Raw genomic sequence first — 16,689 nt, forward strand, 5'->3', positions numbered from 1 at the left:
GTTTACATACGGAACGTGCATGCGAATGCCCGAAATCGCCCGTAGGGCAAGAAGCGAGGAGCGCGGTTTGGCCGAGCCAAACGCCCCGAAGGAAGTCCCCTTGGGGGACAAGCGACGAGCGACGCCGCCCTACGGGCGATTTCGGGCATTCCCCTGGAATGGATTCCAAGTTTGGGGTTGCCACGAGAACGGCCGCTCGCCGCGTTGCGCTCCTTGCGAATACGTCCAGTATTCGCAGCGTCGCGCGCCTCGCGAGCGGCCGTTCTCGTGGCAACGCATGCACGTTCCGTATGTAAACAGACCCTAGGGGCTTGAACATCTTGTCGTTTCTCCTTGGTAGCGTGGTCGTCGAAAAAGGATGCCGCGCGTTCGCAGCGAACGCGCGCCGGCTCAGAACGCGTTGCGGCCGACGAATCCCTTGACGAGCGTGATCAGGATGATCTTGATGTCGAACCAGAAGGTCCAGTTCTGCATGTAGAAAAGATCGAACTTCACGCGCGCGGCCATCTTCTCGACCTTGCGCGTCTCGCCCCGATAACCGTTCACCTGCGCCCAGCCGGTGATGCCGGGACGCACGCGATAGCGGTACATGTAGCCGTCGACGAGCTCCTTGTAGATGTCGTCGTGCTCGATCGCGTGCGGACGCGGACCGACGACGGACATCTGGCCGAACAGCACGTTGAAGAATTGCGGCAGCTCGTCGAGCGACGTGCGGCGCAGGAACGCGCCGACCTTCGTGATGCGCGAATCGTTGCGCGACGCCTGGCGCACGACGCCCGCCGCCTCGGCATGCACGCGCATCGTGCGGAATTTCAGGATCTCGAACTCGCGGCCGTCGACGCCCTTGCGCTTCTGCCGGAACAGCACAGGCCCCGGCGACGAGAACCTCACCGCGAGCGCGAGCGCCGCGAGAATCGGCGACAGCGGAATCAGCACCGCGAGCGCGAACAGGCGATCGAAGATGAACTTCGGCCAGAGCTGCGGAATCGACAGCGGGCTCGTCGCGAGATTGATCGCGGGCATGCCAACGACCTGCGTGACCGAGCGGTTGAAGAACGTGATCCCGCGCACATCGGGCAGGAAGCGCAGGTTCACGAAATCGTGGCGAAACTCGCGCACGATCCGCTGAATCTGACGCTCGTGCGACAGCGGCAACGCGAGCCAGATCTCGTCGATCGCGCCTGCGCGCACGCGGCGCTTCAACTCGCGCAGATCGGAGACGCAGGACACGCCGCTCACGCGCGCCTCGGCATCGGCCGTGCGCACGCTGTCGTCGAACACGCAGACAGCCTCGTAGCCGTGCGACGGCGACGCCCGAAGCTGCTCGAGCACCGCGCGTCCGTAGACCTCGGAGCCGACGATCGCGACCGCGCGCGGCTTCGCGCCCGTGCGACGCAGGCTGTTCAGCACGCCATGAATCGACGCCTTGCCAAGCAGCAACACCGCGCCCGACATCAGCATCGTCCGGCCGAGCCACGCGAGCGACACGTCGGCGTCGCGCTGCAGCAGCAGCGTGAAAGCCCCGGCGATCGCCGCGACGCCGAGCCAGCCGAGCAGCACGCGCGACAGCGTGCGATATGACATCTGCTCGCGCGCGCCGTCATAAACGCCGATCGCCGGAAAGACGAGCAGCGTCAGCGCGCACAGCAGCGCGATGGCCGTGCGCTGCTCGTCCGACACGGCGAGGACACCGCCGTCGTACAGCATCTGTGCGAGCAGCGCGCCCGCCGCGGCCAGTGCGACATCGAGCAGTTTGTTCAAGAGTCCCGACATTACCGAATCTCCGCGTTCCGTGTTCCGCCGTCTCAAGCCGCTGAGCGCACTGCGCCGTGATAGCCCGCGACGCGCAGCGGCCGGCCTTCCGCCGGAATCGGCTGCGGCGCGTGCGCATCGCGCCTCGCCTCGAGGATGAGGCGGTTGAATTCGCCGCGTATCACGCCGTAGCACTCGCACGCGCGCGCTTCGAGGCCCTCGCGGTCGAGCACCGTGATATGGCCGCGGCGCTGGCGAATGAGCCCCGCCTCCTGCAGCTTGCCCGCCGCCTCGGTGATGCCCTCGCGCCGCACGCCGAGCATGTTCGCGATCGTCTGCTGCGTGACCGCGAGCTCGTCGCCTTCGACGCGGTCGTGCGCGAGCAGCAGCCAGCGGCTCAACTGCTCGCTGACGGAGTGATGACGGTTGCAAAGCGCACCGCGCGCGATCTGCGTCATCGCGGCTTGCCAATAGCGCAGCATCAATTGGAAGGTATCGAGCGAACGGTCGAACTCGCGGCGGAATACCTGCGTCGGCACGCGGTACGCGTAGCCGCCGCTGCGCACTTCGATGCGGCCCGACGCGCCGCCGCAGCCGTAGTCGGCGAGCGTCGACACGCCGACGACGCCTTCGCAGCCGACCGCGGCGACTTCGACCATCGCGCCATCCTCCATCAGATACAGCACGGACATCATCGCGGTGGTCGGGAAATACAGGTGGCGCATCGGCTCGTCGGTTTCGCAGAGCAACTGAGCGCTCTTGATCTTCACGAGCTCGAGATGCGGCGCGAGTGCGCGAAGGCTGTCATCGGCAAGCGAACCCAGCAGTGCGTTGGCATGAAACCCATTGTTCTGATGAAGCATGGTCGTGTCCCGGTTTGTCGGCGCCGCTCCACTACGGCGCAGGATTCCGTTTCGCAAGACACGGTCACGGCAAGAATCGATGTTCCCCGGAATCGTGTCGGCGGCCCTTCTGGTCGTCCTCTTACACACTGACGCACCACCCACTTGGCGGGGGCGAAAACCCTTAAGCGATTAACGTGCCAATTGGTACGGTTCCTTAATATGCAAAGGCATTGGCCGGACAATTCTTATCCAGATATTTATTCGCCAATCGAAAACGTCTCATTCGCGGACACTTTGATACAGATCAAGCGACAGCAGGTGTCTCATCTAACAGTTTCGTAATCTTTACGTCACCCTTGCCGCTTGACGCTTAGCCCTTCAGGCTCAACGATTGGCGCACCTTTACAGACGACGATGGAATGACGCGACCATTTCATCTCAATAAAACCCGCGTTCGCAGCGGTTCTTTTCAAACTGTCTCAAAGGTGAGTCAGCGAAAAGCGGACACATTCTGTCATCCAGCCAACACAACGCTCGCAAGGTATTGATTAAAAAAGATTTAACAAAAACACAAAAACCTGACCCGGCACCTCGGCCATGAAGTGGCAAAAATTTCGCATCACTCCATCGCGATCGGAAATAAATACCGAAAAGCGAGTGTCGACGACATTGAAAAGACACAAACCTGCTTATTCCTTTGCAGGCATTTAAATCTTCGTGCGGAAATTTAGGAAAACTCCTAAATGTCAAAATTTGTGAGATTCGCATTTCACGCAAACCTCAAAAAATCCACCGTGATAATCTGAAACAGGATTTTCAACGTCAAGCAGAATTAACAAATAAAAATCGTACCTGTCTAGTCGGGCAGGTGTGGTTGCGCGCGGCGCCGGCCAGGCGCGGCGCAGTTGCTCCGGATCGTCGATCCGGGAAGGACAAGCCGTGACTTACCGTGAACACAAAGAACCGGCGACGAGGGCCGGAGGCATCATCGAACTGCCGCACCGCACCGACGCAAACCGCTTCCTCGCGTCGCTCTGCGCCGCCGAGCGCGCGACGCTCGCGAGCCATCTGCAACTCGTGCACGTGAAGTCGGGCCAGGTGCTGTGCGAACCGGGCATGCCGCTCGAGCACGTCTATCTGCCCGTCACGACCGTGATCTCGATCCAGTACGCGTCGTCCGACGGCATGACGCTCGAGATCGCGGAGATCGGCAACGAAGGGATCGTGAGCCCGCAGCTCGTCGGCACCGACGGCGCGACGCCGTGCCGCGTGATCACGTGCCGCGACGGCTTCTCGTACCGGCTCGGCGCGCGCGTCCTGTCGAACCTGCTCGAGGAATCGGCGCAGATGCGCCAGGCGATCTTCCGCTGCACGCACCTGCTGATGGCGCAAGCGAAGCAGATCTCGTTCTGCAGCCGCCACCACGTGCTGAAGAACCAGCTTTGCCGCTGGTTCCTGCTCGCTTACGACCGCTCGCGCAGCGTCGAGATCCAGGTCACGCACAGCATGCTCGCGCAGATGCTCGGCGTGCGTCGGGAAACCGTCACGGACGCGGCCGGCGACATCCAGAAGATGGGACTGATCCGCCAGTACCGCAGCTCGATCATCCTCGTCGACCTGGGTGGGCTCGATGCGCAATCGTGCGGATGCCATACGATCATCCGCGAAGAAATGAAGAAGATCCTGTCCGCGCCGACGGGCGCATCCGGCGCGCTCACCGAATTGCGCAGCTAACCCCGCTTCACACTTCGCTTCACACCCCGCTGCGCGCCGCGCGCTCGCAGCGGCGCGCACCTTGCACGACACCTTCCGCGGCACCGCCGCCGCATGCGCGGCGCAAGGCGTGGCGCTTGCGCGCGGCACGCGACATCGTCGGTTAGGTGCCGAACAGAACCCGCGCATGCCCGATGGTCTACTAGACGCTATACGCCACGCGGGCGTCTTGTGTCTCGCCCGCAGGTACGGGGACCCTCATCCAAGCCGGAGCCGCCAGATGAAAAACGAATTGAGAACAATCATCAAGGACGTCGCGCATCTCGAAGCGTCGATCGATCACATCGCGGACAGCGACGATCTGTACGAAGCAGGTCTGTCTTCGCTGAACACGATCCAACTGATGCTCGCCATCGAAAAGCACTTCAACATCGAAATTCCGGACGAAATGCTGAACCGTCAGCTATTCCAGAGCATCGACTCGCTCGCCGGGGCCGTCACGCAACTGCAGTGTGCCGAGCAATCCGCATGAAGCGCTTCGATGCCGAAACCGGCAACGCGCACGTTGCCGCCGTCGAATCCGTGCTCGCCGACGATCACGCGTTGAACGAAGCCGCGCGCCGCGTCGCGCAGGTCGCCGCGCGCTTCGCCGACGCGGTCGATCGTGACGCGCGCTTTCCGACCGAAGCGGTCGATGCGATGCGCGAGGAGCGCCTGCTCGGCGCGCTCGTGCCGGCCGAACTGGGCGGCCGCGGCGCGTCGCTCGCGGCCGTGGCCGCCGCATGCCGGATCATCGGCCAGGCGTGCTCGTCCGCCGCAATGATCTATGCGATGCACCAGACGCAAGTGGCGAGCATCGTCGATCACGCGCTGTCGAGCGACTGGCATCGCCGCTTCGCCGAGCAGCTCGTCGAGCGCGAATGGCTGCTCGCGTCCGCGACGTCCGAAGAGGACGTCGGCGGCAATCTGCGCAACAGCCGCTGCGCGATCGAAGCGGACGGCGACATGTTCACGCTCGCGAAGCTCGCGCCGACGATCTCGTACGGCGCGCAAGCCGACGCGATCCTCGTGACCGCACGGCGCGATCGCGAAGCTCCCGCCGCCGAGCAGGTGCTCGTCACGCTGCTGAAGGAAAATGCGACGCTCACGCGCCGCAACGGCTGGGACACGTTCGGCATGCGCGGCACCTGCAGCGAAGGCTTCGCGCTCGACGCGCGCGGCTATTGCGAGCAGATCTTCCCGGTGCCGTTCGCGCAAATCGCCGAGCGGACCATGGTGCCGACGTCGCACATTCTGTGGGCCGCCGTGTGGACCGGCATCGCAAACGACGCGTTCCTTCGCGCACACCAGTTCTTCCGCGCGCAGATGCAAAAGCAAGGTGGCGCGCTGCCGCCGTCCGGCCGCCGGATCGCGGATGCGCTCGCGCTGCTGCAGGCGATGCAGGCGCGCATCGACGGCGCGCTGCGTCTGCACGAGCACAGCGCGTCGCGCTCGTGGACCGCGACGATGGCGCAGGCGGCAGAGATCAACACGCTGAAGACCTATGTGTCGACGACCGCGCTCGACGTGGTCAGGCACGCGGCGATGATCTGCGGGATGGCGTCGTACAGGAACGGCACGCCGTACACGCTCGGCCGCCACATTCGCGACCTGCATTCGGCGCCGCTCATGATCAGCAACGACCGCATCGAGGCGAACACGGCCAACCTGCTGCTCGCGCTGCGTCCCGCCACGCTTGAGAGAGAGATTTGAACGACATGACCCATCCTTCCGTGCGCGCGGCCGACGCGGCCCACGCGCCCATCGATCGCGACGGCGTGAACAAGCTGCGCGACGAGCTCGTCGAAGCGGGGCTGCTGATCTCGACGGGCATCCAGGGCCTGTTCGGCCGCAGCGAGAAGTTCGAGCGCGTCGTCGACGCGCTCGATGCCTACATCACGCGCCTCGGCGCCGACCAGCATGCGGAAGTGCTGCGCTTTCCGCCTGCAATGAGCCGCCCCGAATTCGAGCGCAGCGAATATCTGAAGAGCTTCCCTCAGCTCGCGGGCACCGTGCACAGCTTCTGCGGCAACGAGCACGATCATCAGCGCGTGCTGCAATGCCTCGACCGCGGCGACGACTGGACCGAGAGCCAGAAGCCGACCTACGTCGTGATGACGCCCGCCGCCTGCTATCCCGTCTATCCGGTCGTCGCGCAGCGCGGCGCGCTGCCCGCGGACGGCCGGATCGTCGACGCGTTCTCGTACTGCTTCCGGCACGAGCCGTCGCTCGATCCGACGCGCATGCAGTTGTTCAGGATGCGCGAGTACATCCGGATCGGCACGCCCGAGCAGATTCTCGCGTTCCGCCAGGACTGGATCGAGCGCGGCACGCGGATGATCGACTCGCTGCGGTTGCCGAACAGCATCGACCTCGCGAACGATCCGTTCTTCGGCCGCGGCGGCAAGATCGTCGCGAGCAGCCAGCGCGACCAGAACCTGAAGTTCGAGCTCCTGATTCCGATCGAATACGACGGCCGCCTGACCGCATGCCTGAGCTTCAATTACCACATGGACCACTTCGGCCTGCTGTGGGGCATCAAGACCGAGGATGCCGCGGTCGCGCACACGGGCTGCGTCGGCTTCGGCCTCGAGCGCCTGACGCTCGGCCTCTTCAGGCATCACGGCCTCGATCCGCATGCATGGCCGCAGGCGGTGCGCGACGTACTGTGGGGACATCGATGAGCAGCGCCCTGCTCGACGCGCCGGCAAACGGCGCGTCGCTCGAAGAAATCTTCACCGACATCCGGCATCGCGTGCGGCACTACCGTCCGCACGCGCTGCACGGGCCGCAGATGGTCTGGAAGCAGACGAACTGCTACGTCGATCTGTGGATCGAGGTGCTTGGCTGGTGGGGATTCAATCCGTATGCGGCGCTGCCGTTTACGATCACGCTCGACTTCGAGGGCGACCAGTTCTCGTTCTTCAAGTTTCCGTTCGAGGATCTCGAGACGCTGTACGGGATCGTCGTGCAGGAACACGCGATCTTCGAGCCGGCCGACGTGCACGTCGAGCACCAGGTCGCGCGCGGCAACCTGATGCTCGTCGAAGTCGACGCATGGTACCTGCCCGACACGCGCGGCAACAGCTACCAGGCCGAGCACACGAAGACGACGATCGGCATCGACGCGATCGATCGCGAACGCCGCCGCGTCGGCTACTTCCACAACAGCGGCTACTACCTCGCCGAAGGCATCGATTACGACGGCCTGTTCGGCAAGCATGGGCCGGCTCACCTCGTGCCGTATGTCGAACGCGCGAAGCGGCAGTTCAAGCCGCTCGAAGAGCGCGAGCTGTGCGACGCGTCGCTCGCGCTGCTCGCGCGCCATCTGAAGCGCCGGCCGGCGTCGAATCCGATCGCCGCGTTCCGCGAGCAGCTCGCGCGCGACGCGAAGACGATCGCGTCGCAACCGATCTCGTACTTCCACGCGTATTCGTTCAACACGCTGCGCCAGCTCGGCGCGAACTTCGAGCTGTTCGGCCGCTATCTGCGCTGGCTCGAAGCGAGCGGCTGCGGCGGCCCGATCGACATGCTCGTCGCCGCATGCGACACGATCGCCTCCGAATCGATGGTGCTCGAATTCCGCCTCGCGCGCGCGAGCGCACGCGGCAAGGAGGAGCGCGGCGAAAGCAGTCTCGACATCCTCGAGCGCGCGTACGCGTCGCTCGTCGACGGTGTCGCGCGAATCGCGCCGCCCGGCAGGGCCGAGCCGAATCCGCCGTTCGGCACGCTGTACGTGCCGCCGAGGCCCGTCACCGCGGTCCGATGAAATCCGCGCCGGATCGCATGGCGCGCGGCGCCGCCCAATGGACGTTGATCGCGACGCCCGCCGGCGCGATCGCGCGACCGAGCGAGCTCGGCGAAGCCGGCTGGTGCGCCGCGAGCGTGCCCGGCACCGTCGCACAGGCGCTCGCCGCCGCGCGACGCTTCGATCCCGCGCATCCGTATCCGCTCGGCGACAGCGACTACTGGTATCGAACGACGCTGCACGGCGCCGGGCCGCGCATCGTTCGCCTGAACGGCCTCGCGACGATCGCCGAGGTCTGGCTCGACGACACGCTGCTGCTCTGCTCGGACAACATGTACGTCGCGCACGATGTCGCCGTGACGCTCGGCGGCGCGAACCGTCTCGCGATCTGCTTTCGCTCGCTCGACCGCCATCTCGCCGCGCACCCGCCGCGCGGCCGCGCGCGCTGGCGCACGCGCCTCGTCGATGCGCCCGCGCTGCGCGGCGTGCGCGCGACGTTCCTCGGCCGGATGCCGGGCTGGTTTCCGGCGATCGAGCCGATCGGTCCGTGGCGCCCGATCGACATCGTGAATCCGGCCGGCGCGCCGACGATCGTGCGCGACACGCTGCGCGCGACGCTCGACGGCCGCGACGGCGTGCTCGACGCGACGCTCGAATTCGCCGCGCCGCTTCCGGGAACGACGCGCGCGCAGCTCGTCTGCGGCGCATACGCGGCCGCGCTCGAAGCAACCGGCCCGCGCAACGCGCGCGCAACGCTCAGGATTCCAAACGTCACGCCGTGGTGGCCCCATACGCACGGCGAGCCCGCGTTGTACGACATCGGCGTCGAAATCGGCGGCGCGACGATTCCGCTCGGGAAAACGGGCTTTCGCACGCTCGCCGTCGAGCGCGGCGACGACGGCCGGGGCTTCGCGCTGTCGATCAACGGCACGCCGTTCTTCGCGCGCGGCGCGTGCTGGACGAGCGCCGACCCGGTCGGCCTGCACGCCGATCCGGCCGCCTACCGCCGCGCGCTTTCGCTCGCGCGCGACGCGGGCTGCAACATGATCCGCGTCGGCGGCACGATGACCTACGAAGCCGACGCGTTCCATGCGCTCTGCGACGAGCTGGGCCTGCTCGTGTGGCAGGACTTCATGCTCGCGAACTTCGACTACCCGTCGGACGACCCGCGCTTCGCCGAAGCGCTCACGCGCGAGGCCGAGCAGTTCCTCCGCCGGCACGCGGCGCGCCCGTCGATCGCCGTGCTGTGCGGCGGCAGCGAGATCGCGCAGCAGGCGGCGATGGTCGGGCTCGCGCCCGACGAGCGCCGCGTGCCCGCCACCGAGCAATGGCTCGCCGAACTGTGCGCCGCGCATCGGCCCGATGCGGTCTACGTCAGCGATTCGCCGCACGGCGGCGTGCTGCCGTTCGCGCCGCGCGAAGGTCTGACGCATTACTACGGCGTCGGCGCGTATCTGCGGCCGCCCGAGGACGCACGCCGCGCCGGCGTGCGCTTCGCGAGCGAGTGCCTGGCGTTCGCGAACGTGCCGTGCGATGCGACGCTCGCGTCGATCGGCTCGCCCGCCGCGCACGATCCGGCCTGGAAACGCGCGGTGCCGCGCGATCCGGGCGCACCCTGGGATTTCGACGACGTGCGCGATCACTACCTGCGCACGCTGTACGGCGTCGAGCCCGTGCGTCTGCGCAGCTCCGATCCCGCCCGCTATCTGACGCTGTCGCGCGCGATCGTCGCCGATCTCGTCGCAGAGACGCTCTCCGAATGGCGGCGCGTCGGCTCGTCGTGCGCGGGCGCGCTCGTCTGGCAGTTCCAGGACGTGATGCCGGGCGCGGGCTGGGGCCTCGTCGACGCGCACGGCCGGCCGAAATCCGCATGGCATGCGTTCCGGCGCGTATCCCGGCCGCGGCAGATCCTGCTGACCGACGAGGGGCTCAACGGCCTCGACGTGCACGTGCTCAACGACGCGCCGGCGCCGCTCGACGCCCGCATCGAGCTCGTCGCATTGCGCGACGGCAAGACGCCGATCGCGCGCGCGAGTCGCACGTTGCGCGTCGGCGCCCACGCGGGCGAATGCGTGAATTCCGCCGACCTGCTCGGCCGATTCTTCGATTTCACGTATGCGTACCGCTTCGGCCCGCGCGAGCATGACGTCGTGATCGCATCGCTATACGCGGCCGACGGCGCACTGCTGTCGCAGGCGTTCCACTTCCCCGAGCGCACCACGCCGACCGTGTTCGAGCGCGGCGACATCGGCCTCGAAGCGAGCGCCGCGTACCGAGACGGCCGCTGGCACGTCGACGTGCAAACGCGCACGTTCGCGCGCTACGTGCACGTATGCGCGCCGGGCCTCCTGCCCGACATCGACTGGTTTCATCTCGCGCCGGGTGCCGCCGCGCGGATCGAGCTCGCCGCCGACCCTCATTCCCCCGCTTCCGACAACAGCCTGCCCGACGCGTCCGCGCGTCGCCCCGCGCCGCCCGCGATCGAGGTGCGCGCACTCAATTCCAACAAGACCATTCGCCCAAGGATAGAAAATTGAGACCAGTTCGATTCGACGATTGCTTAGGATGGCTGCATGAAGGGCGCACGCGACGCGGCGCCGTGATCTGCGAGGCGCTCGGACACGAGTCGCTGTGGACGCACAAGGTGGTCCGCGCGCTCGCCGAGCGCCTCGCCGGCGAAGGCATGTGGGTGCTGCGCTTTCATTACCCGTGCACTGGCGATTCGGCGGGCGACGATCTCGCGCCGGGGCGGCTGCCCGCGAGCGTCGCGAGCGTGCGCCGCGCGCTTGCGGTGCTGCGCGAGCACGCGCCGCTCGACGACGTCACGCTCGTCGGCCTGCGCGCGGGCGCCGCGTTCGCGATGCTCGCGCTCGCGGGCGAAGACGCGCCCGAGGTCGACGCCTTCGTCGCGCTCGCGCCCGTCGTGCGCGGGCGCGCCTATCTGCGCGAGCTGTCGGTCGTGCAGAAGCGCTGGCTCGACACGACGCCGCCCGCGATTCGCGAGCAGCACCACGAGGAGCCGTGGCTGAACATCCTCGGCCATCGCTACCCGGCCGATTTCGTCGCCGATCTGAAGCACGTCGATCTGAGCGATGCGGCCGCGACGACGGCCGCACCGCCGCGCGCCGCGCTGCTCGTCGACACCGGCTACGGCGACAGTCCCGCGCTGCGCGATGCGCTCGTCGCGCGCGGCGTGCCGACGAACATCGAGCCGTTCCCGGAATGGCCGAACGCGTTGCAGGAAGGCGCGCGCTCGCGCGTGCCGCTCGCGGCACTCGAATCGGTCGCGCGCTGGATCGGCCATCGCGAGCGGGCGGCAACGCCGGAGCCGATCGCGGTCGATCGCGGCGCGCACGCGGCCGCCGCACGTGCGCCGGAGGCCGCGCCGCCGATCGTGTTCGCATTCGACGGCATCACCGAAACGCTCGTCCACGTCGGCGCGAAGCGGCTCGTCGGCACGCTGTGCGAGCCCGTCGTGCCCGCGCGCGCCGGCACGCCGTGCCTGCTGATCGCGAACACCGCGGCCAATCCGCGCAGCGCGGACGGCCGCATCGGCGTGCGGCTCGCGCGCACGCTCGCGCAGCGCGGCATCGCATCGCTGCGAATCGACATCGAAGGCATCGGCGACAGCGGCGCGCGTGCGCCCGACGATCAGGCCGACGTGCTGTATTCCGATCGCGCGATCGCGGACGTCGCCGCGGCCGCCGACTGGCTCGGCGCGCACTGCCGGCGGCCGGTCGTCGCGTTCGGCGTGTGCTCGGGCGCGTTCGCCGCGCTGCACGCGGCCGCGCACGCGCATGTGGCCGCAGGCGTGATCGCGGTCAACCTGCCGCGCTTCATCTGGCCGCACGGGCTCACCATCGCCGAAGCCCGCAAGCAGCAGACGAACTCCGCGCGCGGCTATCTCGCGTCGATGCGCGACTGGAACAAATGGCGCCGCCTGCTGCGCGAAGGCCGCGACCTGCGCCCGGTGCTGAGCGCGCTGCGCCGCCATCTGACGTCGCGCCTGAGCGAGCCGGCCGCACGCCTCGCGGAGCGGTTCGGCCGCCGTCCGAAACCCGATACGCCGCGCGGCCTCGTCAGGACGCTCACCGACCGGAACGTCCACACGATGCTCGTCTACGGCGAGTTCGATCCCGGCGTCGACGAGCTGAGCCGCTACTTCGGCTCGCCGCGCCGCGCGTTCAGGCGTTCGCCGCTCGTGAGCGTCACGATGATCCGCCTGCTCGATCATTCGGTGTACGGCGCGTCTGCGGCCGACATGATCATCGGGCTCTGTATCGATACGTTGACGGAATGGAACGACCGGACGCGCGGCCCGCAGCCGCGGCAGCGGCCGGCCGGCGCGCGGCGCGGCGCGGCGCACGCGGCCTCCGCCGATGCGGCCGCGTCGTCCTGACGGCGACGCTCGCGCGCCGCTTTCGCCGCGACGCGCCGGCGTTTCAATTGGTCGACGTTGCAGCGCTGCGCGGACGCTCGATGCCGTATGCCTGCATCCATCGATACAGCGTCGCGCGCGAGATGCCGAGCTCGCGCGCGGTGCCCGCGAGGCGCCCGCGATTGCGCAGCAGCGCGAGCTCGATCACTTCCCGCTCGATCGATTTGCGAATCGCGGCCACTGACAGCGGCGCGACCTCGGTGCAATGGTCGAGCTCGAGATCGTGCGCGGTGACGAGCCGCCCTTCCGCCATTACGAGCGCGCGGCGCACGCGATTGATGAGCTCGCGCACGTTGCCCGGCCAGTCGTGCTTGTAGAGCGCCGAGATCGCATCGGTCGAGAAGCCGCGCACGCGGTGCCGCGCGTCGGCGCGAAAGCGCTCGAGCATGTGCCGCGCGAGCAGTTCGATGTCCTTGCCGCGCGCGCGCAGCGGCGGCTGATCGACGCGCAGCACGCACAGCCGGTGATACAGGTCCGCGCGAAAGCGCCCTTCGGTCATCGCGCCGCGCAGATCGACGTGGGTTGCCGACACGATGCGCACGTCGACGGGCACCGGCTCGCTGCCGCCCAGCCGATGGATCGTGCGCTCCTGCAGGAAGCGCAGCAGGCTCGCCTGGCTTTCGAGCGGCAGATCGCCGATCTCGTCGAGCAGCAGCGTGCCGCCGTTGGCCGATTCGACATGGCCGATCTTGCGCGTGGTCGCGCCGGTGAACGCGCCGCGCTCGTAGCCGAACAGTTCGGATTGCAGCAAATGCGGCGGAATCGCGCCGCAGTTCACCGCGACGAACGGGCCCGCGCGGCGCGCGGAATGCTGATGGATCGCGGCCGCCGTGAGCTCCTTGCCGGTGCCCGTCTCGCCCGACACGAGCACGGGCGCGTCGGTGCGCGCGATCCGGCGCACCGCGTCGAACAGTTGCAGCATCGCGTCGCAGGTGCCGATCATCCCCTGATCGGCGGACGCGATGGGCGCCGTGCTCGGCGCGAACAGGCACTCCATCCCGTACGCATGGCCGACCGCGTCCGCGATCCGCTGATGCGACGCAGGCAGCGTGATGTAGTCGAAGCAGTAATCGCGCAGCAGCGTGCGCACGTCCGGCGCGCTCGCCTGATGCGCTTCGACGAGCGCGACCCACGCGACGTTGCGCAGCGACGCACAGACGGCCGCGACCGCGTTCATCTCGTCGATCGACACGGCGCTCAGATCGAGAATGCCGCCCGTAACCTCGCCCGCCGTCATGCGCACCTGGTTCGCGTTCGTGACGACGGAGATCTTCCACTCGCGGCGCGCGAGCTCCTTGCGCAGCAGCGTCGATGGCTGATGCGTCCAGTAAATCAATGGTCGCTGTCGGATAGATCCCCGGGAGAGACCTCCGATGATCGCGCTAGTCGTCATTGGCGCCTCCGATCATGAACTGACTGTGTGACTCGACGAATTCGTGTATGGGCGAAAGCCGACGATCGTCTGCCTACCGGCAATGCAGCGCGAGATGGGAGGGTGTCGCGCCCCGCCCGTACACGATGCCGGGACGCGCCCGCTCGTATCGTTCGGGAGCGCACGTGAGATGCCTCGCTGGTCTCTGATTGAAGGTTAGATTTCGCAAAGAAAGCGGCGACGTATCGTATCGGCCGCGTTTCTGCACATGCGGCGCGCCGCGAGATCGGCAAGCAGCCTCGGACAAGCGGCGCAAGGTCCGCTCCGACAGCCGCGACACGCGTCGAATCGCCCGCGTCGCCGGGCTCGTTGAACTCGTCCGGTCGGATTGCGCGGCACGCCGCGCGATCTTTTTCACCTCGCTCTCTCAGGATGGCTTTACTGCGCTTACTGCGTCGCGCTCAAGAAGCGGACTGTCGAAGTCACTCTACCATTCACGCTCTTTTGCCATCGAATTCCCGCCCGTGATTTGACCATCGTTGACCATTTATTGGGCAACCGCCACGGTTCGTATTGGACATTTTCACCCTGTTTAGTCATTGTCGCGCAGCCGCGCCGTAATGTTTGTGTATGAATGAAACAAATCCTCCAGACCGGCCGTTTCCTGCCCGGCATTATTGAGATAAGACGCGTGTGCGATTCGCCGGGTCGAATTCGTCGAATGCTTGCGTCAGCGTCCAAGACGCGGTTCGTCTACATCGCTTGAACGAGTCCCTCGGGGTCAGCGCGCATCGTCGAGCCAGACGCGGCTCCATTCAGCGACCTTCGGCGCCGCATGCGAGATCCACGCGCTCACGGGCGCGCTGCGCCCGTAGCACGACACGGCGATCGTGCAGGCCACCGCGGCGAACAGGATCGTCGATCGCGAAACGCGCGCCGCGCGCCGCGCAGCAACGGCACTTGCACTTGCACGCGGATGCGCGATGCCGATGCCGCACTCACGCCGCGACATCGGAACATTCCGAGCCGCATGCGCGCTGCCCGCCTGCATGCCGCTGGTGCCGCGCAGACATCTCGCCGTCGACACCGCGACAGCCGCACCAAGCAGCCAGCCGGTCACGATCTCGGACCACGAATGAAAGCCGAGCAGCACGCGTGACATGCCGATCGCGAGCGCGAACGCGAGCCCCGCCGCGATCGCGCGCCGCACATGCGCATCGCGCACGCAGATCGCCGCAACGAGCGGATACACCGCCGCGCCGAGCATCGTGTGCCCGCTCACGCCGGTGAAGCGCCAGGCGGCGATGCCGATTCCCCAGCCCGCGTAGACGAATTTCGTCATCGCGACCACGCCCGCCGCGCAAGCGAAGCCGAACGCCCAGGCGAGCGCGGCGCGACGGCGGCCGGTCGCCGCGAGCCAGCTCAACACCGCGAAGGCGAGCGGCGCGGTGAGAATCGGATCGCCGAAATTGGTCAGCAGAAAGAGTAATCGCATCACGTCAGATCGAAGAGACGCCCGCGCTTAGATGCGCGCGAGCGTTTCGTTCCGGGAAGCGCCGTGCGGCACCGTCGTCGCATCGCGTTCGGCGGGCGCGTCGCCCGCCGCGACGCGCGATTCGAGCGGCGCGTCCCGCATCGTCTCGCCCAGTTCCGCCTGCAACGCGGCGTAGCCCTCGAGCACGAAGCGCGAGAACGCCGAGCGGAACCGCGCCGCGCTGAACCGCTCCGCGTTCGCGCGGCACGCATGCGGATCGAACGTGCCCGCCGGCAGCGCCTCGAACCAGTCGATCGCATCGATCAGCGCGCCGCATGTCTGCTTCGCATAGAAGAGGCCCGTCGGCGCCGCGCCCGTCGCACGCACCGATTCGCAGACGCCGCCCTTGCCGTACGCGATCACGGGCGTGCCGCACGCCTGCGCTTCGACGGGCGAGATGCCGAAATCCTCTTCCGCGGCGAACACGAACGCTTTCGCGCGCTGCAGATGGTCGTGCAGCACGTCGAACGGCTGGTAGCCGAGCAGCGTGACGTTCGGGCCCGCGAGCGAGCGGATCTTCGCCGCCTCCGGCCCGTCGCCGATCACGATGAGCCGGCGCGACGGCATGTGCGAAAACGCCTCGACGATCAGATCGATCCGCTTGTACGGCACGAGGCGCGACGCCGTCAGGTAGAAGTCGTCCTTCGTGTCGCGCAGCGCGAGATGATCGACGTCGACGGGCGGATAGATGACCGTCGCGTCGCGCCGATACGTCTTGCGAATGCGTCGCGCGACGAAGCGCGAATTCGCCGCGAGCAGATCGACCCCGTTCGCGGAGCGCGCATCCCAGTTGCGAATGTAGTGCAGCAGCGTGCGCGCGAGCGCCGACTTCACGCCGCGCGCGAGCCCCGCCTCGTTCAGGTATTGATGCTGCAGATCCCACGCGTAACGCACGGGCGAATGCACGTAGCTCGCGTGCAACTGGTCCGGGCCGTTCAGCACGCCCTTCGCCACCGCATACGAGCTCGACAGGATCAGGTCGTAGCCGGACAGATCGAACTGCTCGATCGCGAACGGGAAAAGCGGCAGATAGCTGCGGTATTTGCTGCGCGCGAACGGCAATGTCTGGATGAACGACGTATGCACCGGCCGGCCGCGCAGGCATGAGCGGTCGTCGAGAAAATCGACGAGGCTGTAGATGTCGGCCTGCGGAAAGCAGTCGATCATCTGCGCGAGCACACGCTCCGCGCCGCCATACACCACCAGCCAGTCGTGAACGATTGCTACCTTCAAACAGAAAGTCCTTTC

The 16,689-nt window shown here is 67.1% G+C and carries 12 protein-coding genes; 7 read left to right on the plus strand and 5 right to left on the minus strand.

What is annotated here, in order from left to right; translation table 11 throughout:
- Positions 1-390: 390 nt before the first annotated feature.
- Positions 391-1,773 carry an undecaprenyl-phosphate glucose phosphotransferase gene (locus AQ610_RS15900; RefSeq protein ID WP_006024542.1) on the minus strand — a complete coding sequence of 461 codons (1,383 nt, stop codon included), beginning with the start codon at positions 1,771-1,773 and terminating at the stop codon, positions 391-393.
- A 32-nt stretch (positions 1,774-1,805) separates the two neighbouring features.
- The gene (locus tag AQ610_RS15905; RefSeq protein ID WP_006024541.1) at positions 1,806-2,615 is read right to left on the minus strand and encodes a Crp/Fnr family transcriptional regulator; all 810 of its coding nucleotides are present in this window, start codon (positions 2,613-2,615) and stop codon (positions 1,806-1,808) included.
- A 921-nt stretch (positions 2,616-3,536) separates the two neighbouring features.
- Here AQ610_RS15905 and AQ610_RS15910 point away from each other — a divergent pair.
- The 7 genes from AQ610_RS15910 to AQ610_RS15940 all read left to right on the plus strand — a co-directional run bounded on the left by AQ610_RS15910 (position 3,537) and on the right by AQ610_RS15940 (position 12,496).
- Positions 3,537-4,331 carry a Crp/Fnr family transcriptional regulator gene (locus AQ610_RS15910; protein WP_006024539.1) on the plus strand — a complete coding sequence of 265 codons (795 nt, stop codon included), beginning with the start codon at positions 3,537-3,539 and terminating at the stop codon, positions 4,329-4,331.
- A 259-nt stretch (positions 4,332-4,590) separates the two neighbouring features.
- On the plus strand, positions 4,591-4,842 hold the full coding sequence (locus AQ610_RS15915; RefSeq protein WP_006024538.1) for an acyl carrier protein: 252 nt from the start codon (positions 4,591-4,593) through the stop codon (positions 4,840-4,842).
- The gene (locus tag AQ610_RS15920; RefSeq protein WP_006024537.1) at positions 4,839-6,062 is read left to right on the plus strand and encodes an acyl-CoA dehydrogenase family protein; all 1,224 of its coding nucleotides are present in this window, start codon (positions 4,839-4,841) and stop codon (positions 6,060-6,062) included. Before AQ610_RS15915 ends, AQ610_RS15920 begins: the two co-directional genes overlap by 4 nt.
- Positions 6,059-7,033, plus strand: coding sequence for an amino acid--[acyl-carrier-protein] ligase (locus tag AQ610_RS15925; protein WP_006024536.1), 975 nt, complete (start codon positions 6,059-6,061; stop codon positions 7,031-7,033). Before AQ610_RS15920 ends, AQ610_RS15925 begins: the two co-directional genes overlap by 4 nt.
- Positions 7,030-8,118, plus strand: a complete 1,089-nt coding sequence (locus AQ610_RS15930; RefSeq protein WP_006024535.1) for a DUF1839 family protein — start codon at positions 7,030-7,032, stop codon at positions 8,116-8,118. The genes AQ610_RS15925 and AQ610_RS15930 overlap by 4 nt, the downstream gene beginning before the upstream one ends.
- Positions 8,115-10,634 (plus strand): glycoside hydrolase family 2 protein, encoded by a 2,520-nt coding sequence (locus AQ610_RS15935; protein WP_006024534.1) that lies wholly within the window; start codon positions 8,115-8,117, stop codon positions 10,632-10,634. Before AQ610_RS15930 ends, AQ610_RS15935 begins: the two co-directional genes overlap by 4 nt.
- Positions 10,631-12,496, plus strand: coding sequence for an alpha/beta hydrolase family protein (locus AQ610_RS15940; protein WP_043282004.1), 1,866 nt, complete (start codon positions 10,631-10,633; stop codon positions 12,494-12,496). Before AQ610_RS15935 ends, AQ610_RS15940 begins: the two co-directional genes overlap by 4 nt.
- A gap of 43 nt (positions 12,497-12,539) precedes the next feature.
- On the opposite strand, the gene AQ610_RS15945 is transcribed toward AQ610_RS15940, so the two are convergent.
- From AQ610_RS15945 to AQ610_RS15955, 3 genes are all read right to left on the minus strand, one after another.
- Positions 12,540-13,928: a sigma-54 dependent transcriptional regulator gene (locus tag AQ610_RS15945; RefSeq protein ID WP_009911221.1), complete on the minus strand. Its 1,389-nt coding sequence runs from the start codon at positions 13,926-13,928 to the stop codon at positions 12,540-12,542.
- Positions 13,929-14,688: 760 nt separating this feature from the next.
- Positions 14,689-15,402 (minus strand): phosphatase PAP2 family protein, encoded by a 714-nt coding sequence (locus tag AQ610_RS15950; RefSeq protein WP_006024531.1) that lies wholly within the window; start codon positions 15,400-15,402, stop codon positions 14,689-14,691.
- Positions 15,403-15,429: 27 nt separating this feature from the next.
- Entirely contained in the window at positions 15,430-16,674 is a 1,245-nt protein-coding gene (locus AQ610_RS15955) for a glycosyltransferase family 4 protein (RefSeq protein ID WP_009911220.1), read from the minus strand.
- Positions 16,675-16,689: the final 15 nt, after the last annotated feature.

Origin of the sequence: Burkholderia humptydooensis (assembly GCF_001513745.1) — a bacterium.
GTDB lineage: Bacteria > Pseudomonadota > Gammaproteobacteria > Burkholderiales > Burkholderiaceae > Burkholderia > Burkholderia humptydooensis.

Coding starts and splice junctions, on each gene's coding strand:
- AQ610_RS15905 (WP_006024541.1), bottom strand. CDS start 2,615: ATGCTTCATCAGAACAATGGGTTTCATGCCAACGCACTGCTGGGTTCG.
- AQ610_RS15915 (WP_006024538.1), top strand. CDS start 4,591: ATGAAAAACGAATTGAGAACAATCATCAAGGACGTCGCGCATCTCGAA.
- AQ610_RS15900 (WP_006024542.1), bottom strand. CDS start 1,773: ATGTCGGGACTCTTGAACAAACTGCTCGATGTCGCACTGGCCGCGGCG.
- AQ610_RS15920 (WP_006024537.1), top strand. CDS start 4,839: ATGAAGCGCTTCGATGCCGAAACCGGCAACGCGCACGTTGCCGCCGTC.
- AQ610_RS15945 (WP_009911221.1), bottom strand. CDS start 13,928: ATGACGACTAGCGCGATCATCGGAGGTCTCTCCCGGGGATCTATCCGA.
- AQ610_RS15930 (WP_006024535.1), top strand. CDS start 7,030: ATGAGCAGCGCCCTGCTCGACGCGCCGGCAAACGGCGCGTCGCTCGAA.
- AQ610_RS15935 (WP_006024534.1), top strand. CDS start 8,115: ATGAAATCCGCGCCGGATCGCATGGCGCGCGGCGCCGCCCAATGGACG.
- AQ610_RS15950 (WP_006024531.1), bottom strand. CDS start 15,402: ATGCGATTACTCTTTCTGCTGACCAATTTCGGCGATCCGATTCTCACC.